General features: G+C 72.5%; 28 protein-coding genes. 17 read left to right on the forward strand and 11 right to left on the reverse strand.

Annotated elements, in window-relative coordinates; genetic code table 11:
* Positions 1-5 precede the first annotated feature (5 nt).
* Positions 6-1,295: an MFS transporter gene (locus tag OG990_RS32375; protein WP_328420810.1), complete on the reverse strand. Its 1,290-nt coding sequence runs from the start codon at positions 1,293-1,295 to the stop codon at positions 6-8.
* Positions 1,296-1,447: 152 nt separating this feature from the next.
* Here OG990_RS32375 and OG990_RS32380 point away from each other — a divergent pair, with 152 nt between their 5' ends.
* Entirely contained in the window at positions 1,448-2,215 is a 768-nt protein-coding gene (locus tag OG990_RS32380) for a phosphoglyceromutase (RefSeq protein ID WP_386988058.1), read from the forward strand.
* 49 nt (positions 2,216-2,264) lie between these two features.
* Here OG990_RS32380 and phoU read toward each other — a convergent pair whose 3' ends face one another.
* The gene (gene phoU / locus OG990_RS32385) at positions 2,265-2,918 is read right to left on the reverse strand and encodes a phosphate signaling complex protein PhoU (RefSeq protein ID WP_328420805.1); all 654 of its coding nucleotides are present in this window, start codon (positions 2,916-2,918) and stop codon (positions 2,265-2,267) included.
* Positions 2,919-3,121: 203 nt separating this feature from the next.
* Here phoU and OG990_RS32390 point away from each other — a divergent pair, with 203 nt between their 5' ends.
* Positions 3,122-4,405 carry a sensor histidine kinase gene (locus OG990_RS32390; RefSeq protein WP_406078162.1) on the forward strand — a complete coding sequence of 428 codons (1,284 nt, stop codon included), beginning with the start codon at positions 3,122-3,124 and terminating at the stop codon, positions 4,403-4,405.
* Positions 4,406-4,427: 22 nt separating this feature from the next.
* On the forward strand, positions 4,428-5,111 hold the full coding sequence (locus OG990_RS32395) for a response regulator transcription factor (protein ID WP_328420801.1): 684 nt from the start codon (positions 4,428-4,430) through the stop codon (positions 5,109-5,111).
* A 60-nt stretch (positions 5,112-5,171) separates the two neighbouring features.
* Here OG990_RS32395 and OG990_RS32400 read toward each other — a convergent pair whose 3' ends face one another.
* From OG990_RS32400 to OG990_RS32410, 3 genes are read right to left on the reverse strand one after another with little or no spacing between them, the layout of a single operon-like run.
* Entirely contained in the window at positions 5,172-5,555 is a 384-nt protein-coding gene (locus OG990_RS32400) for a type II toxin-antitoxin system death-on-curing family toxin (RefSeq protein WP_355601575.1), read from the reverse strand.
* Positions 5,555-5,755: a hypothetical protein gene (locus OG990_RS32405; protein WP_328420797.1), complete on the reverse strand. Its 201-nt coding sequence runs from the start codon at positions 5,753-5,755 to the stop codon at positions 5,555-5,557. The genes OG990_RS32400 and OG990_RS32405 overlap by 1 nt, the downstream gene beginning before the upstream one ends.
* Positions 5,756-5,799: 44 nt before the next feature.
* Complete coding sequence (locus tag OG990_RS32410) at positions 5,800-6,597, reverse strand: hypothetical protein (RefSeq protein WP_386988526.1); 798 nt, start codon at positions 6,595-6,597, stop codon at positions 5,800-5,802.
* A gap of 80 nt (positions 6,598-6,677) precedes the next feature.
* Here OG990_RS32410 and OG990_RS32415 point away from each other — a divergent pair, with 80 nt between their 5' ends.
* Both OG990_RS32415 and OG990_RS32420 read left to right on the forward strand, forming a co-directional pair.
* Positions 6,678-7,622 carry a Ppx/GppA phosphatase family protein gene (locus OG990_RS32415; protein ID WP_355601571.1) on the forward strand — a complete coding sequence of 315 codons (945 nt, stop codon included), beginning with the start codon at positions 6,678-6,680 and terminating at the stop codon, positions 7,620-7,622.
* 76 nt (positions 7,623-7,698) lie between these two features.
* On the forward strand, positions 7,699-8,505 hold the full coding sequence (locus OG990_RS32420) for a sugar phosphate isomerase/epimerase (protein ID WP_328420793.1): 807 nt from the start codon (positions 7,699-7,701) through the stop codon (positions 8,503-8,505).
* 43 nt (positions 8,506-8,548) lie between these two features.
* Here OG990_RS32420 and OG990_RS32425 read toward each other — a convergent pair whose 3' ends face one another.
* The 3 genes from OG990_RS32425 to OG990_RS32435 are packed head-to-tail and all read right to left on the reverse strand — an operon-like array spanning position 8,549 to position 10,596.
* Positions 8,549-9,136 (reverse strand): CGNR zinc finger domain-containing protein, encoded by a 588-nt coding sequence (locus tag OG990_RS32425; protein ID WP_328420791.1) that lies wholly within the window; start codon positions 9,134-9,136, stop codon positions 8,549-8,551.
* A 19-nt stretch (positions 9,137-9,155) separates the two neighbouring features.
* A complete protein-coding gene (locus OG990_RS32430) occupies positions 9,156-10,322 on the reverse strand; it encodes a glutathionylspermidine synthase family protein (RefSeq protein WP_406078166.1) in 1,167 nt (388 codons plus the stop codon).
* A 1-nt stretch (position 10,323) separates the two neighbouring features.
* On the reverse strand, positions 10,324-10,596 hold the full coding sequence (locus OG990_RS32435) for a hypothetical protein (protein WP_406078168.1): 273 nt from the start codon (positions 10,594-10,596) through the stop codon (positions 10,324-10,326).
* Between the two features lie 163 nt (positions 10,597-10,759).
* Here OG990_RS32435 and OG990_RS32440 point away from each other — a divergent pair, with 163 nt between their 5' ends.
* The 12 genes from OG990_RS32440 to OG990_RS32495 all read left to right on the forward strand — a co-directional run bounded on the left by OG990_RS32440 (position 10,760) and on the right by OG990_RS32495 (position 21,503).
* Positions 10,760-11,680, forward strand: a complete 921-nt coding sequence (locus OG990_RS32440; protein WP_355601564.1) for a proline dehydrogenase family protein — start codon at positions 10,760-10,762, stop codon at positions 11,678-11,680.
* 105 nt (positions 11,681-11,785) lie between these two features.
* Complete coding sequence (locus OG990_RS32445; RefSeq protein WP_406078170.1) at positions 11,786-12,586, forward strand: alpha/beta fold hydrolase; 801 nt, start codon at positions 11,786-11,788, stop codon at positions 12,584-12,586.
* Complete coding sequence (locus OG990_RS32450) at positions 12,579-13,178, forward strand: WHG domain-containing protein (RefSeq protein ID WP_328420781.1); 600 nt, start codon at positions 12,579-12,581, stop codon at positions 13,176-13,178. Before OG990_RS32445 ends, OG990_RS32450 begins: the two co-directional genes overlap by 8 nt.
* Positions 13,175-13,513: a DUF2568 domain-containing protein gene (locus OG990_RS32455; RefSeq protein WP_328420779.1), complete on the forward strand. Its 339-nt coding sequence runs from the start codon at positions 13,175-13,177 to the stop codon at positions 13,511-13,513. Before OG990_RS32450 ends, OG990_RS32455 begins: the two co-directional genes overlap by 4 nt.
* A gap of 72 nt (positions 13,514-13,585) precedes the next feature.
* The gene (locus OG990_RS32460; protein ID WP_406078173.1) at positions 13,586-14,875 is read left to right on the forward strand and encodes a hypothetical protein; all 1,290 of its coding nucleotides are present in this window, start codon (positions 13,586-13,588) and stop codon (positions 14,873-14,875) included.
* Between the two features lie 41 nt (positions 14,876-14,916).
* Positions 14,917-16,308 (forward strand): efflux RND transporter periplasmic adaptor subunit, encoded by a 1,392-nt coding sequence (locus OG990_RS32465; RefSeq protein ID WP_406078175.1) that lies wholly within the window; start codon positions 14,917-14,919, stop codon positions 16,306-16,308.
* The gene (locus OG990_RS32470) at positions 16,305-17,234 is read left to right on the forward strand and encodes an ABC transporter ATP-binding protein (RefSeq protein WP_406078177.1); all 930 of its coding nucleotides are present in this window, start codon (positions 16,305-16,307) and stop codon (positions 17,232-17,234) included. The genes OG990_RS32465 and OG990_RS32470 overlap by 4 nt, the downstream gene beginning before the upstream one ends.
* On the forward strand, positions 17,231-18,415 hold the full coding sequence (locus tag OG990_RS32475; RefSeq protein ID WP_406078179.1) for an ABC transporter permease: 1,185 nt from the start codon (positions 17,231-17,233) through the stop codon (positions 18,413-18,415). Before OG990_RS32470 ends, OG990_RS32475 begins: the two co-directional genes overlap by 4 nt.
* A 205-nt stretch (positions 18,416-18,620) precedes the next feature.
* Positions 18,621-18,830 carry a helix-turn-helix domain-containing protein gene (locus OG990_RS32480; RefSeq protein WP_007465625.1) on the forward strand — a complete coding sequence of 70 codons (210 nt, stop codon included), beginning with the start codon at positions 18,621-18,623 and terminating at the stop codon, positions 18,828-18,830.
* A gap of 225 nt (positions 18,831-19,055) precedes the next feature.
* Positions 19,056-19,157: a 30S ribosomal protein bS22 gene (locus tag OG990_RS32485; RefSeq protein ID WP_007465623.1), complete on the forward strand. Its 102-nt coding sequence runs from the start codon at positions 19,056-19,058 to the stop codon at positions 19,155-19,157.
* A gap of 121 nt (positions 19,158-19,278) precedes the next feature.
* Positions 19,279-20,352 (forward strand): NAD-dependent epimerase/dehydratase family protein, encoded by a 1,074-nt coding sequence (locus OG990_RS32490; RefSeq protein WP_406078181.1) that lies wholly within the window; start codon positions 19,279-19,281, stop codon positions 20,350-20,352.
* 293 nt (positions 20,353-20,645) lie between these two features.
* A complete protein-coding gene (locus tag OG990_RS32495; RefSeq protein ID WP_328426119.1) occupies positions 20,646-21,503 on the forward strand; it encodes a lysophospholipid acyltransferase family protein in 858 nt (285 codons plus the stop codon).
* 9 nt (positions 21,504-21,512) lie between these two features.
* On the opposite strand, the gene OG990_RS32500 is transcribed toward OG990_RS32495, so the two are convergent.
* The 3 genes from OG990_RS32500 to OG990_RS32510 form a co-directional block, all read right to left on the reverse strand.
* Positions 21,513-22,388 carry an HAD family hydrolase gene (locus tag OG990_RS32500; protein WP_406078183.1) on the reverse strand — a complete coding sequence of 292 codons (876 nt, stop codon included), beginning with the start codon at positions 22,386-22,388 and terminating at the stop codon, positions 21,513-21,515.
* A gap of 144 nt (positions 22,389-22,532) precedes the next feature.
* Positions 22,533-23,408, reverse strand: a complete 876-nt coding sequence (locus OG990_RS32505; RefSeq protein ID WP_328420765.1) for a DUF5667 domain-containing protein — start codon at positions 23,406-23,408, stop codon at positions 22,533-22,535.
* A 289-nt stretch (positions 23,409-23,697) separates the two neighbouring features.
* Positions 23,698-24,648: an ECF subfamily RNA polymerase sigma factor, BldN family gene (locus OG990_RS32510; protein WP_328420763.1), complete on the reverse strand. Its 951-nt coding sequence runs from the start codon at positions 24,646-24,648 to the stop codon at positions 23,698-23,700.
* Positions 24,649-25,182: the final 534 nt, after the last annotated feature.

Consider the following 25,182-nt stretch of genomic DNA (forward strand, 5'->3'; position numbering starts at 1 on the left):
CACCGTCAGACGGCAGCCTCGGCGGGCTGCGACGCCGGCGGCCGGGGGTTCTCAACCGGTGCCAGCGCCTCGCCGGAGCGACGCAGCGCGGTGGCGCGGCGCTCGCGCGCCGGGCCGGACACCAGGTGGGCCACCGCGGTCAGGACGCCGATCGCGGCGCAGCCGAACCAGAGCGTGTCGTTGCCGGCGTGCTCGCGCACCAGGCCGCCGAGGATCGGCGCACAGGCCCCGGCGATCTGCCAGGAGAGGGAGAAGACGCCCTGGTACCGGCCACGTAGCTCGGCCGGGGACAGCTCGGCGATCAGGGTGGAGTTGGACGGTGAGTTCAGCATCTCGCCGACCGTCCAGATCAGCACGGTCAGCCCGTAGAACCAGGGGGTGCCGGCGAACGCGGTCAGCCCGAACCCGACACCCATCACCACGGCGGCCAGCGCGAGCACGTGCGAGCGGCTCCGGCCCCGGATCAGTCGGGGCACGAAGAGTTGGCCGACCACGATCAGGACGCCGTTGAGCGCGATCACCGAGCCGTAGGTGGCCGGGCTGAGACCGTCGTCGCCCATGGCGATCGGCAGCATCGAGATGTGCTGGAGGAAGACCAGCGCGGCGAACAGGTTCAGCGCCACGAAGCCGAGGTAGACCCGGTCGTTGAGGATGGTGCGCAGTGCGCCGCGTTGGGCGGTGGCCGCGGGGGTGACGGTACGTCCGGTCTGCTGGGTCTCCGGCACCTTCACGAAGATGATCAGCGCGGTGATCAGCATGGTGGCCGCGTCTACCACGAACAGCAGCAGGTAGTTCGCCTGCGCGGCGAGGCCGGCGAGGATGGCGGCGCAGGCGAAGCCCAGGTTGATGGCCCAGTAGTTGAGCGAGAAGGCGCGCAGGCGGTCCTTCGCCGGCACCACGTCGATCATCATGGCACCGAACGCGGGCCGGGCCGCCTCGGCGAACATGCCGAGCAGCAGCGCACCCAGCGCCACCGCCCAGAGGTCCCGGGCCAGCCCGAGGCCCAGCATCATGGCGGCCGCGCCCACGTGCGCGGTGAGCAACGTGGGTCGCCGTCCCCACCGGTCGGCCAGGGTGCCGCCGGCGGTGGTGCCGATCGCGCCGCCGACGCCCCACAGGCCGAGCACCAGGCCAGCCTGGGACGCGGAGAAGCCGCGTTCCTGGGTCAGGTAGATGGCGAGGAAGACGAGCACGAACGAGCCGAGCCGGTTGATCAGGGTGCCGCTCCACAGGTACCAGAAAGTGGTGGGCAGGCCGCCGGTGGTGTCCCGGAACCAGCTCCGCATCGTCCGCACGTGGTTCCCCCGCTTGCAAGTAATGACCGATGTGACTACAGCGCCTTACAACCCTAGTGCTGGGCGGATCCGCAGGTCACCCGCTTTTTCACGTGGTGGTCGTCACCACAGTGCCCGCGTGTCACGTCCCCGGGTGGGGCAGGATGATCCGCATGACTGCGAGCGAGGGGCCCACCGTCGGGACGCTGGTCCTGCTGCGGCACGGTGAGAGCGACTGGAATGCCAAGAACCTCTTCACCGGCTGGGTGGACGTCGACCTGACCGAGAAGGGCGAGGATGAGGCGCGGCGCGGCGGCGAGCTGATGCGCGAGCACAGTCTGCTGCCGGACGTCGTGCACACCAGCGTGATGCGCCGGGCGATCCGCACCGCCGAGCTGGCGCTGAACGCCGCCGACCGGCACTGGATCGCGGTGCGCCGGTCGTGGCGGCTCAACGAGCGGCACTACGGCGCCCTGCAGGGCAAGAACAAGAAGCAGACCCTGGAGGAGTACGGCGAGGAGCAGTTCATGCTCTGGCGCCGGTCGTACGACACCCCGCCGCCGCCGATCGCGGACGACGACGAGTGGTCGCAGGTGGGCGACCCGCGGTACGCGCTGCTGCCGACCGAGCTGATGCCGCGCACCGAGTGCCTCAAGGACGTCGTCGACCGGATGCTGCCGTACTGGTACGACTCGATCGTGCCGGACATCCTGGCCGGCCGGACGGTGCTGGTGGCCGCGCACGGCAACTCGCTGCGCGCCCTGGTCAAGCACCTCGACCAGATCTCCGACGAGGCGATCGCCAAGCTGAACATCCCGACCGGCATCCCGCTGCGCTACGACCTCGACCCGCAGCTGCGCCCGCTCACCCTGGGTGGCACGTACCTCGACCCGAACGCCGCCAAGGCGGCCGCCGCCGCGGTGGCCAACCAGGGCCGCTGAGCCTACGGCGAAGGCCCCCGGGAACCCGGGGGCCTTCGCCGTACCTGGATCAGCTCGCCGTGGGCGAGGTCTGCCCGGTGATCAGGTAGACCACGTGCTCACCGGCGTTGACCGCGTGGTCGGCGAAGCGCTCGTAGAAGCGACCCAGCAGGGTGGCGTCGATCGCGGTCTCCACCCCGTACGGCCAGTCGTCGCCGAGCAGCACCGCGAACAGGTTCTTGTGCAGCTCGTCCATCGCGTCGTCGTCGCGGTCCAGTTCGCCGGCCAGGTCGGCGTCGGGCTTGGCCAGCACCGAGCCGATCTTCACGGCCATCCGGTCGGCGATCTCGGCCATCTCGGTGAAGATCGTCCGCAGCTCGGCCGGCACGGCGGGCGAGGGGTGCCGGCGCAGCGCGGTCTTCGCCACGTGGTCGGCAAGGTCGCCCATCCGCTCCAGGTCGGCGGCCACGTGCAGTGCGGTGATCATGGCGCGCAGGTCGGAGGCGACCGGCGCCTGCCGGGCGAGCAGGTCACAGACCCGCTCCTCCACGTGCCGGTAGAGGTCGTCGATCTCGGCGTCCCGCTCGATGACCGTCTCGGCGGCCTGCCGGTCGGCGGTGAGCAGGGCCCGGGTGGCCTGGCGCATGGCGGCGCGGACGCCCTCCGCCATGTCCACCAGCAGTTGGCTGACGATCTGGAGGTCGGCCCGGAACTCGTCGCGCATCATCACGTCCTGTGGTCGGTCGCCGCCGACGGGTGCCGGCGCAGGGGTTGAGCAGGTGCGACGCCAACGGTAGGTGGCGCGGACGGACCCCGGATGAACCCCGGTGAACGGCACCGGACGCAGGGGTGAACATTCGCGAAAGTGAGGGTGGTTCGTCCTGGTCTGTGTGGTAGCCAGGTTAACAATGACCCTACGATCGCCGGGTGGAGTGGGTGGTGGCGGTCGTGGTGGCCGTGGCGTTGGTGGCCGGGTTGGCCGCCGGTTTCCTGCTGCCCCGGTTCCTGCGGACGCGGGACGGTCTCTCCACGTCGACGGGGAGCGCGAGCTCCCGCTGGAGCAGGGGGAGGCCCGCGATAGTCGACGAGCAACAGGCCGGGCTCGGCCGCCGGACGATCGACTCGCTCCGGGCCGGTGTCGTGGTGCTGGATGACGACGACGTGCCCGTGCTGATCAACCCGGCCGCCCGCGCGATGGGTCTGCTGCGTACCGGCAGTACCGCAGGGTCGATCGCCGCGCACCCGTTGATCCGTACTCTCGCTGGCCAGGTGCGGCGCACCGGGGTGCGGCGCGAGATCGAGCTGGACCTGCCCCGGGGTCGCGACAGCGCGGGGGAGAACCCGCTCGGCGTGCACCTGCGGGCGATGGGTCTCGGCAACGGCTTCATCGCGGTGGAAGCGGTCGACGTGACGGAGTCGCACCGGCTGGCCCGGGTGCGACGCGACTTCGTGGCCAACGTGAGTCACGAGCTCAAGACCCCGATCGGGGCGCTCCAACTGCTCGCCGAGGCCTTGCTGGACGCCACCGAGCCGGCCGACGCCGCGACGCCCGACCTCTCCGAGGACCTGGTCGCCGCCCGTCGGTTCGCCGAACGGATCCAGCACGAGTCGACCCGGCTGGGCCGGCTGGTGCAGGAGTTGCTGGAGCTGACCCGGTTGCAGGGCGCCGAGCCGCAGCCGCCAGCGGAGCCGGTCGCGCTGGACTGGGTGATCGCCGAGGTGGTCGACCGGACCCGCACCACCGCCTCCGCCCGGGGCGTCGAGGTGACGGTGACCGGCGAGCGCGGCCTCACCGTGTACGGCAGCGACACCCAGCTCGCCACGGCGGTGGCGAACCTGGTGGAGAACGCCATCAACTACTCCGGCGACGACACCACGGTGCGGGTCACCACCCGCGGTGACGACGAGCACGTCGAGATCGCCGTCGCCGACCAGGGCATCGGCATCGCCCCGACGGACGTGGACCGGGTCTTCGAGCGGTTCTACCGGGCCGACCAGGCCCGCTCGCGTGCCACCGGCGGCACCGGGCTCGGATTGGCCATCGTCAAACACATCGCGAGCAACCATGGCGGAAGGGTGGAGGTGTCGAGCACTCTTGGTGGTGGATCGACGTTCACCCTCCGGCTGCCCGCCAGTCCACCGGACGACCTGCTGGCGACACTGCCGCCGGCTGGGATCGAGGCCGGTCCGGCCGAGCTACGGCAGGTCTGACAGCAATGAAAGGAACACCCCGTTGAGCCGCGTTCTGGTGGTCGAGGACGAGGAGTCGTTCTCCGACGCCCTGTCGTACATGCTCCGTAAGGAGGGCTTCGAGGTTTCGGTCGCCGCGACCGGCACCGACGCCCTCACCGAGTTCGACCGGACCGGCGCGGACATCGTGCTGCTCGACCTGATGTTGCCCGAGATGTCGGGCACCGAGGTCTGCCGGCAGCTCCGGCAGCGCTCGGCCGTGCCGATCATCATGGTCACCGCCCGGGACAGCGAGATCGACAAGGTGGTCGGGCTGGAGATCGGCGCCGACGACTACGTCACCAAGCCGTACTCGCCCCGGGAGTTGGTGGCCCGGATCCGGGCGGTGCTGCGCCGGCAGAGCCCCGAGGTGGCCGACGCGGGTGTCCCGACGCTGGCCGCCGGGCCGGTGCGGATGGACATCGAGCGGCACGTGGTGACCGTCGAGGGCGGCGCGGTGCAGCTGCCGCTCAAGGAGTTCGAGCTGCTGGAGCTGCTGCTGCGCAACGCCGGCCGGGTGCTGACCCGGGGTCAGCTCATCGACCGGGTCTGGGGCGCCGACTACGTCGGTGACACCAAGACGCTGGACGTGCACGTCAAGCGGCTGCGCTCCAAGATCGAGCCGGAGCCGTCCGCGCCGCGCTTCATCGTCACCGTTCGGGGTCTGGGCTACAAGTTCGAGCCGTGATCGGCGTACCGAAGGGGGCCCGCGCGCGGCGCGGGCCCCCTTCGGCGTTTCCGGCATCGGTCAGAACAGTTTGCGCAGGGCGGCCGCGATGTCGCCGACCTCGGTCACCCGGCTCTCCGCCACGCTGATGACCAGGTCGTACGCGACGTCCTGGTTGGTTTCGTCGAGCTGGGCCACGGTCACGGCACGGTTCTGAAGCAGGAAGGCAACGGCCACGATCCAGCCGATCCGCTTGTTGCCGTCGACGAAGGGGTGGTTGTTGACCAGCGAGTGCAGCAACGCCGCCGCCTTGGTCCACAGGTCGGGGTAGGCGTCCTCGCCGAACACGCTTGTCCTTGGGCGGGCCACGGCCGATTCGACGAGGCCGGCATCCCGGATCCCGACGCCGAGCTTGCGGGCGATGCCGGCGACGTCGGTGAGCGTGGGGTAGTGGACCTCGGTCATCACTCCGCCAGGCGAGCGAGCAGTGCGGAGTGGCGCTCGATGATCTCGTCTGCGAGTTCGCCGAACTGACGGGCGTTGCGCCGTGCCAGGTAGTCGTCAATGGCGGTGACGACGACGGCGTGCATCGACCGCGTCTCTTCCTCCGCGACAAGACGGAGTCGCTGTTCACGTTCGTCGTCGAGCCGGAGCGTCATGGCCATACCTCGAATGGTAGCAAGAGTGCTACCAAGATCACGCTGACTCGTCAGATGTCGTCGGCGGGGTGCGGGGCGACCAGGCCCTGCTTCGTCCGGGCGGCGCACAGCTCGGCCAGCCGCTCGTACGCGGCCGCGCCGATCAGCGCGGTCAGCTCGGGGGAGTACGAGAGGTACATCGGCTCGGCGCCGACGTGCGCGTCCGTCGAGGAGGTGCACCACCAGTCCAGGTCGTGCCCGCCGGCACCCCAGCCCCGCCGGTCGAACTCCGACAGCGTGGAGACCAGCACCTTGGTGTTGTCCGGCCGCTTGACCCAGTCCTGGTCCCGCCGGATGGGCAGCTGCCAGCAGACGTCCGGCTTGTACTCCAGCGGGTGCACACCGTCGCGGAGCGCCTGGGCGTGCAGCGCGCAGCCACCCCCGCCAGCGAAGTCGGCGTCGTTGAGGAACACGCACGGCCCCTCGGTGCCCTGGGTGGCGGTCCGGCGGGCCGGGGTCTTGCCGTCGATGGTGTCCTCGTCGGTCCAGTTCCGGAACCCACGCCGGAAGTGCTGCCAGGTCGACGGGGTGAGCCGCTTGACGGCGTTGCGGACCCGCTTCTCGTCGTCCGAGTCGGTGAAGAACGCGCCGTGCGAGCAGCAGCCGTCGGCGGCCCGGCCGGCGATGATGCCGTGGCAGCCCTGGCCGAAGATGCAGGTCCAGCGGGAGAGCAGCCAGGTCAGGTCCGCCCGGATCAGGTGATTCTCGTCCGCCGGGTCGGCGAACTCGATCCACTCCCGGGGAAAGTCCAGTGGGACCTCGCGGCTGCGCGGGTCGCCCGGGTCGTCCACCACCACGCGGAGCTCCATCGTCACCCGGCCCAGCGTACGCGCGGTGACCTCCGCGGGCCGGCGAGCCGCGCAAACGTGTTGCACCTAGTGTCTTCACCATGCGACTGGGTGTCCTCGACGTCGGATCCAACACGGTGCACCTGTTGGTGGTGGACGCGCACCACGGCGCGCACCCGTGGCCGGCGCACTCCGAGAAGGTGGTGCTCCGGCTGGCCGAGCAGATCGGCCCGGACGGCGCGCTGACCGACGCGGGCGCGGACAGCCTGGTCAAGGCGGTCGGCATGGCCAAGGCGGCGGCCGCCGGGCTGGAGGCGGACGATCTGATCGCGTTTGCCACCTCGGCGGTACGCGACGCCACCAACGCGGCCGAGGTGCTGGCCCGGGTCCGCGACGAGACCGGCGTACGCCTGGCGGTCCTGTCCGGGGCGGACGAGGCGCGGATGACCTTCCTGGCCGTGCGGCGCTGGTTCGGCTGGTCGGCTGGCCGGCTGCTGGTGCTGGACATCGGTGGCGGCTCGCTGGAGATCGCCGCCGGGATCGACGAGGACCCGGACGTCGCCGTCTCACTGCCGCTCGGTGCCGGTCGGCTGACCCGGGAGCGGCTGCGGGTCGACCCGGACAGCGCGGCGCCTCCATCCGCGGAAACCGTCGAGAAACTGCGGGAGTACGTGGACGGTCGGCTGGACAAGGTGGTCGACCAGATGACCGAGGTGGGTTGGGAGCGGGCGGTGGCCACCTCGAAGACGTTCCGCACCCTGGCCCGACTGGCCGGGGCGGCGCCGTCCGGGGCCGGGCTCTGGGCGCGGCGCAGCCTGACCCGCGCCGGGTTGCGGCAGGTCATCGGCTTCATCCGGCACATCCCGCCGGCCCAGTTGATGGAGCTGGAGGGGGTCAGCGCCGGCCGGGCTCACCAGTTGCTGGCCGGGGCGGTGGTCGCCGAGGCGGTGATGCGCCGCCTCGATCTGGACTCGCTGGACATCTGCCCGTGGGCGCTGCGGGAAGGGGTCATCCTCCGTCGGCTCGATCAACTCGAACCGGTATGACCGGGCCGGGTGGTTACGGCCGATTTGCCGGCGCTCGTCACGGTGGCCCTACCCGCGCCGGGCTACCCTGGCTGATGTGACTTCCCGCGTTCCGGTGCTCCTGTCCAGCTCGTCGGTCTTCCCCGAGCCGACCGCGGCGGCGTTCCAACTGGCCGCGGCGCTCGGCTATGACGGCGTCGAGGTGATGGTCTGGACCGACGTGGTCAGCCAGGACCTGGGCGCGCTGCGCGGCCTCTCCACCCACTACGACGTGCCGGTGCTCTCCGTGCACGCGCCCTGCCTGCTGGTCACCCAGCGGGTGTGGAGCCCGGACCCGTGGGAGCGGCTGCGCAAGGCCGCCGAGCTGGCCGAGACGCTGGGGGCGCCGACCGTCGTGGTGCACCCACCGTTCACCTGGCAGCGCGACTACGCGCGCACCTTCACCGAAGGGCTCGCCGCGGTCGCGGACCGGTTCACCGGGCTGCGCTTCGCGGTGGAGAACATGTACCCGGTGCGGATGGCGGGCCGGCAGTTCGTTCCGTACGTGCCGGGTTGGGATCCCACGGAGACCGGCTACCCGTCGTACACCCTGGATCTGTCGCACTGCGCGGCCTCGCACAGTGACCCCCTGGAGATGGCCGACCGGATGGGCGCCGGGCTGGCCCACGTGCACCTTGGCGACGGCACCGGCGAGGGCCGCGACGAGCACCTGGTGCCCGGGCGCGGCACCCAGCCCTGCGGCCAGCTGCTCTCCTCGCTGGCCGGGCGGGGCTTCACCGGGTCGGTGGCGGTGGAGGTGGCCACCCGGGGCGCGAAGAGCCGCGCGGTACGCGAGGCGGACCTGCGCGCCGCGCTGGAGTTCGCCCGCCAGCACCTGACCGCGCCGTCCCCGGTCGACGCCTGACCCGTCGTCCCCACACAGGGCGGGCCGACCGGTACGGCGTCAGCTAGCTGACCGGGGTGAGCGACTCGGCGCCCGCGGTCGGCTGCGGGGCGACCGTCACCTGCTCGCCGACCGCAGCCCGCTTGCGGGCCCGGTGCGCCGCCACGTGCGAGCGGGTGGCGCAGCGCTCGGAGCAGAACCGCCGGCAGCAGTTGGACGACGTGTCCAGGTAGACGTTGCCGCACCGCTCGTCGGCGCAGACGCCGAACCGGGCGCTGCCGTACTCGCAGAGCCAGACCGACAGCCCCCAGACCGCACCGGCCAGGTATTCCGCGCTGACCGATGCGCCCCGGCTGGTCACGTGCATGTGCCAGTCGCTGGAGTCGTGCCCGGAGATGCGCGGTTGGACCGGGAACGCCTCGAGCAGCGCGTTCAGCTCCGTCACCGCCTGGGCGTCCCGCCCCGAGGTGCCGTACTCGAAGACGTCGCGCAGCCGCTTCTGCGCCCGCCGGAAGGTCGCGACGTCCCGGTCCGCGACCTCGTCGCGCATCCAGGCGTTGTCGTCGGGGAAGATGGCCCGCAGGTCGTCGAGGTCGTCCAGGCGGGCGTTGACCAGGTCAACACCGGTCCGGGCGTACGCGTCGAAGTTCACGCCCCCAACGGTAGACGACTCACGGGGTGCGCGGCGCGTCGATGTAGTGCGGCAGGAACCGCGCGTAGCCGTCGGTGATCAGACTGGCGCTCTCCCGCACCCCCACCCCGGCCGATTCGCCGTCGACGATCCAGCTGCCCAGCACCATCCGATTGCCGGCGAACTCTGGCAACGCCCGGAATTCCTGGTAGCACCAGCCCTCGTCGCCGTAGATGCCCGGGTTGGTGATCTCCTGCTCGGCGGTGACGATGCGCACCGAGCCGCCCTCCCGTCCGAGCAGCGGCTTGGCCACGTACTCCGACATTCCGCGGGGCGAGTCGAGGTACGCCGGGAGCAGGTAGTCGTGGCCCGGGTACAGCTCCCAGAGGACCGCGAGCAGCGCCTTGTTGGACAGCAGCAGCTTCCAGGCCGGCTCGATCCAGGTGGTCGGGGTGCCCGGAGCCAACGCCGCCGGCCCGTACGGCTCGGCCAGCATCCACTCCCACGGGTAGAGCTTGAAACAGGTGGTCACCGGGCGGTCGGCGGCGTCGACGAACCGCCGGCCGTCCCAGCCGATGTCCTGGATCGGCAGCAGGTCGACGGTCAGCCCGGCCTGGCGGGCGGTCTCCGCGAGGTAGCCGGCGGTCATGTGGTCCTCGCCCGACTCCTCCTCGCTCGACCAGAGCACGTGCACCCGGGGATCGTGCAGCCCGGCGCCGATCTTCGCCCAGGCGCCGACCAGCCGCTCGTGCAGGCTGTTCCACTGGTCCAGCTCCGGTCGGGTCTGCTCCAGCCAGTACCACTGGATGATGCTCGCCTCGACCAGCGCGGTGGGGGTGTCGGCGTTGTACTCCAGCATCTTGGGCGGCCAACTGCCGTCGTAGGCGAGGTCGAAGCGCCCGTAGAGGGTGGGTGGCGCCTCCCGCAGCGACCGGGCCACCGCCTCGGCCGCCCACTCCGGGATGCCGAACTCGGCGTACCGGTGGTGGGCCACCACGTGCTCGGCGGCGGCCACCGACATCCGGTGCAGCTCCTCGGTGGCCTCCTCCAGCCGCAGCACCTCGTCCAGGTCGAAGGCGTACGCGGCGGTCTCGTCCCAGTACGACATGATCCCGCCGTCGGGCAGCTCGGTGTCGACGTAGACCAGCCCCTGCGCCCGGATGGTGGCGTCCCAGTCGGGTCGGGGCGCGACCGATTCGCGGCGCACCTCAGCCGCCGCAGGAGGCGAGGTGGGTGCCGAACCCGCCGCGCTCGGGCACGGCTGCGGTCGTCGGCTCCGGTGCGGCGCGGCCGGCGGTCGGCTCGGCGACCCGCATCGCCAGCGCGACCGTGTCACCGCCGCCGGCCGGCCCGAGGGCGCAGTCGTCGTCATCGTCGTCGTCCGAGGTCATGTTGCAGCCGGAGAGGGCGAGCGCGAGAGCGGTGAGCGCGCCGAGCTGCACGGAGGCCGACCGGAGCCGGCGGCGGGGGCGTTGGTCCACGGCATCGTTGTAGCCGATCGACGCCACTGCCGCCGCCCCGCCCCACGGTGAGGAACGACTCCTTGTTATCGGATTTTGTTGTGCAAGGGGCACTTTCCAACTCGGGAGTCGGGTGCTGGCTGCCCCTCGGCGGAGGGCCCAGCAGGGGCGATACGCTCGGCTCATGCTCCGTTCCGTCATCCTCGCCGCCTCCCGGTCATCCCAGGTCGAGCGGCTCGTCGCGACTGCCCCGTACACCCGGGACGTCGTCCGCCGGTTCGTCGCCGGCGCCGCCACCGACGACGCGTTGCGCGCGACCCGCGAACTCGTTGACGACGGTCTGGCGGTCACCCTCGACAACCTGGGTGAGGACACCGTCACCCCCGAGCAGGCCACGGCCACCAGGGACGAATACCTGCGGCTGCTGAAGATGCTCGCCGGGGCGGGGCTCACCCCGGCCGCCGAGGTGAGCGTGAAGCTCTCCGCTCTCGGCCAGATGTTCGACGAGCAGTTGGCGTACGACAACGCGCGGGCGATCTGCGCGGCGGCCGACGCGGCGGGCACCACGGTCACCCTGGACATGGAGGACCACACCACCACCGACTCGACGCTGGAGGTGCTGGGCAAGCTGCGCAAGGACTTCCCGTCGACCGGCGCGGTGCTCCAGGCGTACCTGCGCCGGACCGAGTCGGACTGCCGGGAGCTGGCCTACGCCGGGTCGCGGGTGCGGCTGTGCAAGGGCGCGTACAAGGAGCCGGAGTCGGTGGCGTACCAGTCCGCCCGCGAGGTGGACAAGTCCTACGTCCGCTGCATGAACATCCTGATGTCCGGCGACGGCTACCCGATGCTGGCCACCCACGACCCTCGGATGATCGCCATCGGTGAGGACCGGGCCCGCTGGTTCGACCGGGGGCCGGAGCGGTTCGAGTTCCAGATGCTCTACGGCATCCGCCCCGAGGAGCAGGCCCGGCTGGCCGGCGAGGGCTACACCGTGCGCACCTACGTCCCCTACGGCGACGAGTGGTACGGCTACCTGATGCGCCGGCTCGCCGAGCGTCCGACCAACCTGGTCTTCTTCGGCCGTGCCCTGATCTCCAAGAAGTAACCCGGACGGACCGGCCAACGGGCCGGCGGTGACCCTCGTGGTCCCCGCCGGCCCGTTCGCGTATCCGGCTTGACGATGCTGGCTAATGGGGTTAGCTTTATGGCTATGACAACTAGCCAGATGCGGCGGGACGGCGGACACATCGCGTACGAGGTGCACGGGGAAGGCCCGCTGGTCGTCCTCTCGCACGGCATGGGTGAGAACCGGGCGAGCTACCGGCACCTGGTGCCGCTGCTGGTCGCGGCCGGCTACCGGGTCGCCTCGGTCGACGTCCGGGGGCACGGGGAGTCCAGCGTCGGCTGGCCCACGTACGCCCCGGCGGAGGTCGGCGCCGACCTGCTGGACGTGGTCCGCGACATCGACGCCGGCCCGGCCGTGCTGGTCGGCAGCTCATCCAGCGCGGCGGCGGTGGTGTTCGCGGCAGCCGAGGCGCCCGACCTGGTCTCCGGCATCGTGCAGATCGGCGGGTTCGTCAGCCAGCCGAAGCTCAACCCGCTGATGCGGATGGCGCTGGCAGCGGTGGTGCGCAGCCCTCGACTGTTCGGGATGTTCCACAAGACGCTCTTCCCGGTGCACCGGCCCGCCGACGACGCGGCGTACCGCCGGTCGATGGTGGCCAAGCTGCGCGAGCCCGGCCGGATGGCCGCGACCCGCGGCGTGGCCGAGCCGGTCGAGCCGCACTGGACCGCCCGCGCCCCGCAGGTCCGGCAACCGGTGCTGGTGCTGATGGGTGCCAAGGACCCGGACTTCCCCGACCCGGGCGCCGAGGCACGGGCGGCCCGCCGGCTCTTCGGCACCGCCGAGGCCCGGATGGTCGAGGAGTCCGGGCACTACCCGCACGCCGACCGGCCGCAACGGACCGCCGAGGAGATGCTCGGCTTCCTGAAGGTGTTCACCGGTGCCTAGGGTCGGGCTCAACCAGCAGACCGTGGTGCGGGAGGCCGCCCGGCTGGCCGACGAGGTCGGCCTCCCGCAGCTCACCCTGGCCGCGCTCGCCAGCCGGCTTGGCGTGGCGCTGCCCAGCCTCTACAAGCACGTCCGAGGCGCCGACGCGCTGAGCCAGAAGCTCTCCGCGCTGGCCACCACCGAGTTGGCCACCGACCTGACCACCGCCGCCGCCGGCCGCGCCGGCGGGGACGCGCTACGGGCGATGGCCGATGCCTACCGCGGCTACGCCCAACGGCACCCCGGCCGTTACCCGACCACGCTGCGGGCGCCCGATCCGGCCGACCCCGAGCACGTGGTGGCGGGCGAGCGGGCGGTGGGCGCCATCTACGCGGTTTTGCGCGGGTACGGGCTGACCGCCGACGACGCGGTGGACGCCACCAGGGCGCTGCGCAGCGCCCTGCACGGGTTCGTGTCGCTGGAGGCGGCCGGTGGTTTCGGGCTGCCCCGCGAGGTCGACCGGTCGTACCACCAACTGGTCGCCGGCCTGGACGTCGCGTTCCGATCCTGGCCGCGCGCTCGTCGCGCCGTCGACCAGCCGGACCAGCCGTGATCCGGGCACTCGGGCTGCTCCTGGTCTTTCTGCTGGAGTTGGCCGTGCTGGCCATCGGCGCCCGGTGGGGCTGGTCCCTGGACGCGCCGACCGCCGGCCGACTGCTCGCCGCCGTCGGCGTGCCGCTGCTCCTCGCCGGGCTCTGGGGCGTCCTCGGCTCACCGCGCGCCCGGGTGCCGCTGCGCCCGCTGGCCAAGCACACCTTCCAGGCCTGCTGGTTCGTGTTGGGTGGCGGGATGCTCGCACTGCTCGGGCAGCCGTGGCTCGGCCTCGCCCTGGTCGTCGTCTGGGCGGTAGTCATCATCCTGCTCCGCCGCGCCGGCCGCCCGGCCTGAGTGCGGTCCAGGGGGTGGGGCGGGGCCGTGCCGGCCTCGCCCGATCCGTCCAGAGGTCGTACCCTTCGCCGGGTGACTGACGGGGTGCATCAGCCATCGCTGCGGCGGTTGTGGCCACTGTGGACCGGGCTCGTGGTGGTCGTCCTGCTGCTGGGCTGCGGGCTGCCGGCGCTGCTGGTGGCGGGGGTGGTTCGGGAGTCCGGCGACCGGGCCACGGTCGGTCGGATCGGTGCCTCGGCGACCGACGACCCGGCCACCGCGGTCGCCCGCGGGCTGGCCGACCGGATGACCGCCCAGCTTCAGCGGCAGTCCACGGCGCTGCTCGGCGGTGACTCGGCGGGCTTCCTCTCCGTCGCCGAGCCGGCCACGCACACCGACCTGCGCCGGCGCTTTGCCGCGCTGCGCGCGCTCAAGGTGACCGTCTGGCGGCCCGAGCCGAGCGGCCTGCCCGCTCCGGTCGTCGGCAAGCCGGGCGAGTGGCGACTGCTGGTGCGCTTCCAGTACTGCTTCGTGGTGCCGGGCTGCCGACCCAGCCCGGTGCTGATCGGCACCCGCTGGCGGGAGAACGGCGACCAGCCCCGACTGGTCGCCCTGGAGGAATCCAAGTCCGCGGAGACCGGCACCCGGCCGTGGGAGATCAGCGACCTGGCCGTGGCGGTCGGCGCGCGGACCATCGTGGCCACCACCCCGGCGCAGCGGGGCAAGCTGCCCGGCCTGCTCGCGCAGGCGGAGGCGGCGGCAAAGGTCGCCGACGGGTACGTGGTGGCCGGGGCTCCACCGGACCGGTACCGGATCTTCTACGCCGGCCGGGCCGAGTGGCAGCGCTGGTACGGCGGCGGACGACCACAGTGGACCGGGGGCTACGCGGTGACCGTGGGCGGCGGCCACCACGAGGTGGTGCTCAACGCCGAGGGTCTCTCCAGCAGCAGCGCCGATGACCTGCTCCGGCACGAGCTGACCCACGCCGCCTCGCTGCCGGAGCGCGGCTATCCGGGCAAGACGACATGGTGGCTGGTGGAGGGGCTGGCCGAGTTCGCGGGCGCTGGCGGGCAGCCGGTTGACCGGTACGAGGGGCTCGCCGAGGTGCGAAAGCTGGTCCGAGGCGGTTGGGACGGCCGGCTGGAGGGCATGACCCCCGCCGATGACGCCTCTGCCGAGCGGGTCGGCGGCAGCTATGGCGCCGGCTACCTCGCCGTCCGGCACCTCGTCGACCGGTACGGACCGCAGCGGCTGCTCACCTTCTTCAAGGCAGTGGTGCATGACCGCAAGGCCCTCGACGCCGCTGCCCAGGAGGCGTTCGGCGAGCAGTGGTCGACGTTGCACGACGAGTGCGTGGCGTACGTCCGGGCCACCGCCGTCTGACGACATGTCAGCGCTGTGACGGTGAGCCGTACCATCGATGGGTGCGCCGCACCCACTCGCCGCGGCCCGCCAGCCTTACGCGGCCCCGCCTGCTCACCGCCCTGACCGCCCTCACCGTCCTCGCCGCCACCACGGCCGCCTCGTGCGGCGACGACCAGCCGCCCGTCGCGCTCGCCTCGGCGGCCCGCAGCCCCGTCACCGAGGTGATCGACGCGCCGGCGACGGTGACCGCCCGGGCCGCCGCCACCCTGACCGCTCCCGCCGACGGCACCCTGGCCAGCCTGCGGGTTCAGCCTGGACAGCGGGTCACGCGTGGTCAGGTGCTCGCCGTGGTCGCCTCCCCGTCGGCGCAGGATCGGCTGCGCCAGGCCCGGGAGGCGCTGGCCGCCGCCAAGCGCGCCGGCCGGGGCGTCTCCACCGGCGACCTGACCGGCAGCCGGCGCGGCACCGACAAGGCCGCCGACGAGGCGTTCGACGCCGCCCGGAAGGCCGCCGAGAAGATCGCCGACCCGCAGTTGCGGGATGCGCTGCTGACCCAGGTGACCTCCGCCCAGCGGCAGTACGCCGCCGCCGCACGCAGCGCCGACCAGGCCGTCCGGGCGGTGCAGCGGGGGATCAGCGGGCTGAACTCCGCCGTCGGCGCGCTCTCCGCCGCGCAACGGCTCCAGGCCCAGCAGGCGTACGACCTGGCGAAGGCGACCGTCGACGCGCTGACCCTGCGCGCCCCGATCGCCGGGGTGGTGCAGCCGGGCGGCACCCGGGCCGGCGGCGGATCGAGCGGTGGTCTGGCCGGGCTGCTGGAGCAGGCCGGCGGCGCTCAGGCGGCGGGGATCGACCCGTCGGTGCTGGCCCCCGGCCAGGGCGGGCCGCCCGCCGGGGTGGACGACGCGGTCGCGGTCGGCGGCCAGGTCACCGCCGGCACGCCGGTGCTCACCGTGGTGGACACCGGGCAGCTGGGGCTGCTCGCCGAGGTGGACGAGACCGACGTGCTGCTGGTCAAGAGCGGCGTGACCGCCACGGTCGAGCTGGACGCGGTGCCCGGTGCCAGCTACGACGCCACGGTCCGCTCGGTCGACGTGCTCCCCACCAACTCCGCGCAGGGTGGGGTCACCTACCGGGTACGTCTGGCGCTGGGCGCCGGGAAGCTCGCCGAGGACGAGTCGGCACCGGCGCCGCGCCCCGGGATGAACGCGATCGTGCACCTGCGGGTACGCGAGGCCGCCGACGCGGTGACGGTCCCCGCCTCGGCGGTGTTCTCCGCCGACGGCCGGGACGCGGTCTGGGTGGTCCGGGACGGAAAGGCGGACCGGGCGGCGGTGACCGTGGGCGTCCAGGGTTCCGACCTGGTGCAGATCCTCAACGGCGTGCAGGCGGGCGACCGGATCGTGGTGCGCGGCACCGACCAGGTGCGCGACGGCCAGGAGGTGCGGTGACCGGATCCCCGCCCGCGATCGAGGCGGTGAACGTGTCCCGGACGTACCAACTGGACGGGGTGTCCGTCGAGGCGCTGCGCGGGGTGTCGCTGGTCGTGCAGCCGGGTGACCATGTGGCGCTGGTCGGGCCGTCCGGCTCGGGAAAGTCCACCCTCATGCACCTGCTCGGCGGGCTCGACCGGCCCAGCGGCGGCCGGCTGGTGATCGGCGGGCGGGACGTCAGCGCCCTCTCGCCGCCGGAGATGGCCACCCTGCGCAACGAGACGATCGGCTTCGTCTTCCAGGCGTTCCACCTGCTGCCGCGGACCTCGGCGGTGGAGAACGTGGCGTTGCCGCTGGTCTACCGCGGCGTACCAGCCCGGCGGCGTCGGGAGCGGGCGGCGGCGATGCTCGGCCGGGTCGGCCTCGGGCACCGGCTGGACCACCGGCCCAACCAGATGTCCGGCGGCGAGCAGCAGCGGGTGGCCATCGCCCGCGCTCTGGTCACCGAGCCAACGGTGCTGCTGGCCGACGAGCCCACCGGCAACCTGGACAGCGTCACCGGCGCGGCGGTGCTGGAGCTGCTGGAGCAGCTGAACATCGAGTCCGGTGTGGCGCTGGTGATGGTCACCCACGATCAGGAGGTGGCCGCCCGGGCCCGTCGCCGGATCACCATGCGCGACGGCGTGGTGGTGGCGGACAGCGCCACCGGTGACGACCCGGCCGCCCTTCATGATCGACCGCCGTCCGTTGATCACGGTCGACCTGCGACACTGGTCTCCGCTCCCAGCGCGGAGCCTCGGTCCGCGTCCGGAAGCGGGCCGGGGCACCCGTCCGGTGGCTCCGGCGGCGCCGCCGGAGCCGCCGGACGCCTTCCGGATCCGCCCGGCGTAGGCAGCGGGACCGGTCACGCCGGCGAGGCGACCGGCGGCGGGAGTGGGTCGTGAGGGTCGCCGAGGCATGGCGGGTGGCACTGGACGCCTTACGGGCCAACCGGTTGCGCAGCGCGCTGACCATGCTCGGGGTGATCATCGGGGTGGCCTCGGTGGTGCTGCTGGTGGCCATCGGCACCGGAACCAAGCAGAAGGTGGAGCAGCAGGTCGAGGGGCTCGGCTCCAATCTGCTGCTGGTCGTCCCCGGCAGGATCGAGGTGGGCAACGCGCCGGTGGTCTCGCCGCTGACGCTCAAGGACGCGGACGCGGTCTCCCGGGTGGTCGGCGACCCCGAGCGGGTGGCGGTCACCGTCGCCTCCGGGGCGACCGCACGGGCCGGCGCCCGGTCCGACTTCACCACCGTGCAGGGCGTGTTGGAGACCACCCCGGCGGTGTTCACCCGGTCGCTGGCCCGAGGCCGCTACCTCACCGGCACGGACGTGGACACCAGCCGACGGGTGGCGGTGCTCGGCGACTCGGTGGCCCGCGCGCTCTTCCCCGACCGGGACCCACTCGGGCAGCAGGTGACGCTGGCCGGCGTTCGGTTCCGGGTGATCGGCATCTTCGCGCCGCTCGGGCAGAGCCTCGGCGTCGACCGGGACGACGAGGTGCACGTGCCGGTGACCGCCGCGCAACGGCTCTGGGGCACTCAGCGGGTGGACGGCATCGCGGTGAAGGCGCCGGACCGGGAACGGATCGACGAGCTGGGCGAGCGGATCGTCGCCGAGTTGAGCCGTCGCCACCCGGACACCGAGTTCAGCGCGGTGACCCAGCAGCAGATCCTCGGCGTGCTCGGCGACATCCTCGGCGTGCTCACCGGCGTGCTGGCCGCCATCGCCGGCATCTCGCTGCTCGTCGGCGGGGTCGGCGTCTCCAACATCATGCTGGTCAGCGTCCGGGAGCGGACCCGCGAGATCGGCCTGCGCAAGGCCGTCGGCGCCCGCCCCCGCGACATCGGGGTGCAGTTTCTGCTCGAGGCGGTGCTGCTCACCACGATCGGTGGGCTGACCGGGATGGCGCTCGGCGTGGGTACCGCGCTGCTGGTGGACGCGTTGTCACCGATCCCGGCGGCGATCACCTGGTGGTCGTTGGCGCTCGCCTTCGGCGTATCGGCCGTGGTGGGCATCGTCTTCGGCGTGGTTCCCGCGCAGCGCGCCGGCCGACTCGACCCGGTGGTCGCGCTGCGCGCCGAGTGAACCGCAACCCGGACGCCGGGCGCAGGCTGGGAGATACCGGGAGCGCGGATCGGGTGAACCAGCGGCCGAAACATGATCAGTTGTACGAAGGGATCGCGCCGGTCACAGCCGCCCCGCTACCGTACTGGTAACACGCGCGTCGCCGGCCCGGCCCGGAGCATCCGTCGGGTTGGCACGCGCCGGGCATGGGATGGGTCGGTGAGCCATGGCCGGGTCGCAGTCCGACGGACGGCTGTCGGAGGTCAAGTTCCTGACCGTCGCCGAGGTGGCAACGGTCATGCGGGTGTCGAAGATGACGGTCTATCGCCTGGTGCACAGCGGTGAGCTCACCGCTGTCCGGGTTGGCCGGTCATTCCGGGTGCCCGAGCACGCGGTGCACGAATATCTGCGGGGTGCTTTTCAGGAGACCGCCTGAGCCACCGCCCCGCACGTCGAGCGCGACGTAACGGACATCGGTAGGGCCTCGATGGGGGCGCGTTGGTCCGGCTGACCCTCTCCGGCTACCCTGGAGCCCGACCGAGACCCCACCGGTGCGCCCCGCCGCCCAGACTGGTCCGGTCCGTTGTCCGCAAGCGGTCGCCGTCGCCACCTGCGTGGTGTCATCCGGTCCGCCCCGCACGTTGTATCGAAAGGCTGTCGTATGGGCTCGGTGGTCAAGAAGCGCCGCAAGCGCATGGCTAAGAAGAAGCACCGCAAGCTGCTGCGCAAGACCCGCGTCCAGCGTCGCCGTCTCGGCAAGTGATCGCCGCCGGGCCAGCGGCCCGGCGTCCGGCGTCACTTGCCAACTGTCGACCCCCGGAGGCTCAGGTGATCAGGCCGTGGTTGTCCCGGCTCGATCCCTCCTGCCGGGGTAGGTGCGGCAGATGACCCCCGGCAGCACCTCAGGTGCTCCGGGGGTTGTCGTCGTCACCGGGGTCGGCCGCTACCTGGGCGCCCACGTGGCGGCCCGGCTGGCCGCCGACCCGCGTATCGAGCGGGTCATCGGAGTGGACGCGCCGGAGCCCGGCGCCGAGTTCACCGATCTGCTGGACCGGGTCGAACGGATCCGCGTCGACGCCGGCTCGATCGGCGGGCTGCTCGCCGATCTGGACGTCGACGCGGTGGTGCACCTCGCGCTGGTCAGCGCTCCCGACCCGCAGCACGGTGGCCGGTCGGCGATGAAGGACCAGAACGTCATCGGCACCATGCAACTGCTCGCCGCCTGCCAACGGGCACCCCGACTGCGCAAGCTCGTGGTCCGCTCGTCCACCGCCGCGTACGGCGTGTCGTTCCGGGACCCGGCGGTGTTCACCGAGGAGACCGAGCCGCGCGAGGTGCCCCGCGGCGGCTTCGGCCGCGACATCCTCGACGTCGAGGGGTACGTCCGCGGTTTCCGCCGCCGCCGGTCCGACGTCACCGCGACGGTGCTGCGCTTCGCCCCGTTCATCGGCTCGACCGCCGACACGACGTTGACCCGCTACTTCTCGCAGCCGCTGGTGCCCACCGTCTTCGGCCGTGATCCCCGGTTGCAGTTCCTGCACTTCGACGACGCGTTGGAGGTGCTGTACCGGTCGATCGTGGAGGACCACCCGGGCACGTACAACGTCGCCGGCCCGGGGGTGCTGTCGCTGTCCCAGGCGATCCGGCGGGCCGGTCGGGTGGCCGTGCCGGTGCTGGAGCCGGGCCTCTCCGGCGCCGCCGCGCTGGCCCGCAGCATGGGCTTCGGCCGCTACGGCCTGGACCAGGTCGACCTCTTCGTGCACGGCCGGGTGGTCGACACCACCCGGCTGGAGCAGGAGTACGGCTTCACGCCCCGCTCCACCGCCGCGGCCTTCGACGACTTCATCCGCGCCCACCACGGCGGTGTCGTGGTCACCCGGAGCCAGTTGGCCACCGCCGAGCAACTCGTCCTGGACGGCATCCGGCAGGTCCGCTCCGCGGTGCGGGAGCGGTCGTGACCGGGCCGGGCGAGGGGCGCGATCCGGCGGGCATCGGCCGGTTCGACGTACCGCCGGGGCCGGCCGCACCGGGCACGGAGCCGGCGCGGCGCAACGGACACCGGTCGGCGGCCCGGATCGCGCCGATCCAGTCATCGTCCGGCGAGACCGACACTGCCGCCCCCGACGAGACCGCCGCCGTGGCTGACCCGACCACCGACGAGCCGACGGGTGCGGCTGACCCGGTCACCGGCGAGCCGGCCGACACGGGCGACCCGGCCACCGGCGGCGAGCCGGGTGGCACCGAACCGGCCGTGCCGGACCGGCCGGGGGACCACTGGGACCGCAGGGTCGCGAACGGGCTGGCGTTCCTGCGTCGGAGGCTGTCCGGCGACTACGAGGTCGACGAGTTCGGGTTCGACCCGGAGTTGACCGACGCGGTCTTCCACCCGCTGCTGCGGCTGCTCTACCGGGACTGGTTCCGCACCGAGGTCAGCGGGGTGGAGCACGTACCCGTGGACGGGCCCGCCCTGGTGGTCGGCAACCACTCGGGCACGGTGGCACTGGACGCGTTGATCCTCTCGGCGGCGCTGCACGACAAGCACCCCGCCCACCGCTACCTGCGCCTGCTCGGCGCCGACCTGGTCTTCCGGATGCCGGTGGTGTCGGAGATCGCCCGCAAGACCGGCGGCACGGTGGCCTGCAACCCGGACGCCGAGCGGCTGCTCGGCGGCGGCGACCTGGTCGGTGTGTTCCCCGAGGGTTTCAAGGGCATCGGGAAGCTCTACTCCGACCGGTACAAGCTGCAACGCTTCGGCCGAGGGGGGTTCGTCTCGGCGGCGCTGCGCACCGGCACCCCGATCGTGCCGGTCGCCATCGTCGGCGGCGAGGAGATCTACCCGATGCTCGCCGACATCAAGCCCCTCGCGCGGCTGCTCAAGCTGCCGTACTTTCCGGTCACGCCGACCTTCCCGTGGCTCGGGCCACTGGGCATGGTGCCGCTGCCCAGCAAGTGGCTGATCCAGTTCTGCCCGCCGATCCCCACCGCGCACCTGACCGACTCGGCGGACGACCCGCTGGTGGTCTTCAACCTCGCCGACCAGGTGCGGGAGACCATCCAGCAGACCCTGCACACGCTGCTGGAGCGCCGTCCCGACCCTTTCGGCCCCTGACCCGCGGCGTCAGCCGGTGCGACGGCGGCGCTGCAGCGCCAGGCCGGCGGTCACCGCTCCGGCGACCAGGCCGGCCGCCGCGGTCGACGGTACGGCGATCTTGACCGCCCGGCGGCCGGTGCGGAAGTCCCGCACCTCCCAGCCGTGCTGCCGGGCCTGCCGCAGCAGGGTGCCGTCCGGGTTGACCGCCACCGCCCGGCCCACGGCGGAGAGCAGCGGCAGGTCGTTTGCCGAGTCGCTGTACGCCGAGCAGAGACTCAGGTCCAACCCCTCCACGGCGGCGAGCTGGGTGACCGCCTCGGCCTTCGCCGGCCCGTGCATCAGGTCGCCCACCAGCCGTCCGGAGTACGCCCCGTCCAGCACCTCGGCCACCGTGCCGATCGCGCCGGTCAGGCCGAGCCGAGCGGCGATCACCCGGCCGATCTCCACCGGGGCGGCGCTGACCAGCCAGACCCGCTGACCGGCGTCCAGGTGGCCCTGGGCGAGCCGGTGGGTGCCGGCCCAGATCCGGGGGGCCATCAGCTCGTCGAAGATCTCCTCCGTGAGGCGCTCCACGTCGTCCACCCGCCAGCCCTCGACGAAGGCCAACGCGGCCTCCTTGGCCTGGGACATGTCACCGGCGTGCTCCCGGGCGAGCAGCCGGAACCGGAGCTGCTGCCAGGCGAACCGGGCCAGGTCGGCGGTGGTGAAGTAGTTCCGGGAGGCGAGCCCGCGCGCGAACCAGTAGATCGACGCGCCCTGCATCATCGTGTTGTCCACGTCGAAGAAGGCCGCGGCGGTCGGGTCCGGTGCGGGTCCGGTCGCCGGAGCCAGCTCGGTCTCCACCCAACCGGCGGTATGACCATGGGCGTCGGTGCTGACCGTCACCTTGCGGCTACGCGCCACGCGACTCCCTTCCTCGCCGAATGCCTCCAGCGAGGGTAGCCGGCGTGCCTGGTCGAACGGCTGGGCACACAGCGAACTGTGCCGTGGCCCGCAGGACCTGCGGTATAGGGGAGTGGCCGGGGGGCGGGTGGGCGCCGACTGGGGTCAGCGGGTGCCGGGGCAGGCGGTCGGGACAGGGCCGAGGGCATCACTGCCGGTCGGCGCCGGCAGGCCGCAGCCGATCGCCGCGCGCAGCCCGTCCGAGCGCTCCCGGACGCTGTCCAGCAGCTCCAGCGACCGCCGCGTCCGCTCCCGGTCGGCCCGGGTGGCCCCGTCGACCAGGTTGCCCACCGCCCGGCGCTGGCCGGTGACGAAGGTGTTGACGGTGTCCAGACTCGCCGGCTCGGCCCGCTGCACCGCCGCGGCGGTGAGCAGGCGGACACCCTGCCGGGTGTCGGCGTCCATGTCGTCGAGGACCGCGCTGTAACCGATCCGGTCACCGCGTAGCTCGGCGGCCTCGCCGAGCCGGGTCCGGGCGAAGTCCAGGAAGAGCTGGCCACGGCTGATGTCCGAGCTGGCCAGGGCGAGTTGGGCGCGCTCGGTCGAGCGCTTCATGCCGTACAGCGCGTCGCCGGGGACCGCGTTCTCGCTGGCGGCCGAGATGCCGGAGACGGCGATGGCGCCAGCGGCGATGCCGATCAGGATCGCGCCGCGGGCGCGGGCCCGACGGGCGGTCACCGCCGGCAGCAGCGAGCCACGGGTGGCGGCGGCGGGACGCGTGGCGGCCGGTTCGACAGCCGCCGGGGTGCCCAGCCCTTCCCGTTCGGCGGTGGCGAGCAGCATCGCCCGCAGGCCGGTGCGGAAGTCGGGGTTCACCTCGACCGCCGGAGGGTCGACGCTGAGCCGTTGGCCCACTGCGACGAGCGGCGCGAGCTGGCCGTCGGCCCGGGACCGGACATGGTGTCGCCGGCCGCCGTTGGCCTCGTCGAGAAGCTGCGCGAAGCGCTCGGCGCGCCGGCGGGAGAAGAGGATGTTGTCCACCGCAGGCACCTCCTCTCGCTGGTCACGGCCGGTCGGCCGCCGTCGTTGCCAGCGACCGGGCGGCAGTGTGACACCACGGAGGTGGGGCCCCGTCCGGTATGCCGGTCGGACCCCGGTGACCCGGGCCTGCCGGGGCAACCACCGGTCGCACCCGGAGAAACGCGGCGGACCGGGCACGGGTTACGGGCCTGGTGGGGCGGAAATCACCGAATGTGATCGTTATCACCAGTTGGGACCGACTTGAGCTGCCCGGACATCGATCGATGCCCATCGGTCCCGCGGAAGGAAGCTATGGCTGGAAACCGTCGGGCAGGAGTCGGGCCAGCGCGCGGACCGCCCGGTACTGGAGGGCCTTGATGGCACCCTCGTTCTTGCCCATGGCACGGGCCGTCTCGGCGACCGAGAAGCCCTGGAGGAAGCGGAGCACGATGCACTCCTGCTGCTCCGGGTTGAGCTGCTTCACGGCGGTGAGCAGGGCGACGTTGGTGATGTGCTCGACCACCGCCGCCTCCGGGCTGCCCTCCGGGCCCCGGTCCTCCCGATCGGCGTCGAGCACGTCGCCGGTGGTGACCTCCAGCCGGTACCGGCCGGACTTGAAGTGGTCCGCGACCAGGTTGCGGGCGATGGTCACCAGCCAGGCGCCGAGGTCGCGGCCCTGCCAGGTGAAGCTGCCGATCCGCTTGAGCGCCCGCAGGAAGGTGTCCGAGGTGAGGTCCTCGGCGAGCTGGCGATTGCCGACCCGGAAGTAGACGAACCGGAACACGGTGTCCACGTACCGGTCGTAGATCAGACCGAACGCCTCGGACTCACCGGCCTGAGCCCGTTCGACCAGCGTCCAGACCTCGGTGGCGGGGTCGGACGGGTCCGGTCGGCTCGGAAAGCCGGTCGGGGTGGTGGTGGCCGGCACCGCCGGGATCACCGCCGTCTCGCCCGCCGACGGATCGGTGGTCGCCGTCGGCGTGTCGCCGACCCGTCGGCCCTGGACCGGCATCGTCGGACGGGCCGGCACAGCGACCCGACCGCCGGCCGGTTTCGCGTTCCCACCGGGCACCGCCGGTCGTGGCGGCGGCTCGTTGTGGTGTGGCCGGTTGCGGATCCGCTTCGCCGTTCCGTCACCCCGCACGGCGGTGCCGTGTGGATCGTCCAGCGGCGCGCGGGCCGCTGGACGCTCGTTGACGTGGGAGCGTGCCGCCGAACCGGTCAGGCCGACCGGGCGTTCCGCGTAACCGAAGGTGGTCACCGCGACGCCCCCGTCCCGTCGGTCACCGGACGGGCCGGTTTGCGGGTCGTTGGTGCGGACCGACCGGGGTTCCGGTCGGGCAGGACGGTTCCGGGGTGTGCCGACGGGCGGCAGTTCCCCTTGAGGTGCTGGTCCAATGCGCTCACAGGCACGGGGGCCTCCTCGGGCTGAGGGGTGTCGACTCACGGCAAATGGGGTGAGCCGACCCGAGTGATGATAGGGCCAACGTCACCCGCGCGTGGCAAGTCCGTTACACAGGGCGGAAGTATTTCCTTCTCCGTCGCACCGTCGGCGGACCGGTTGTCCGTCGTGTGCGATTGACTTTGGACCGGCTTGATGATCCAGGGTGGATCCCCTGGTCGGGGTGCGTCGTCCGTTCGGCTGACCCGCCCCGACGGGTGGTCGGTGCGGGCCCGGCCGAACCGCCGGCGGAAGGGTCATCCGTCCCATCGGCGGGACCTGATCGGGTCGCTGGCGGCATCGTGGCTGGTCCTACCTACGGGACTCGCGCGGCACGGTTGTCCAGCCGCTGGC

Origin of the sequence: Micromonospora sp. NBC_00858 (assembly GCF_045207365.1) — a bacterium.
Taxonomy (GTDB): Bacteria; Actinomycetota; Actinomycetes; order Mycobacteriales; family Micromonosporaceae; genus Micromonospora.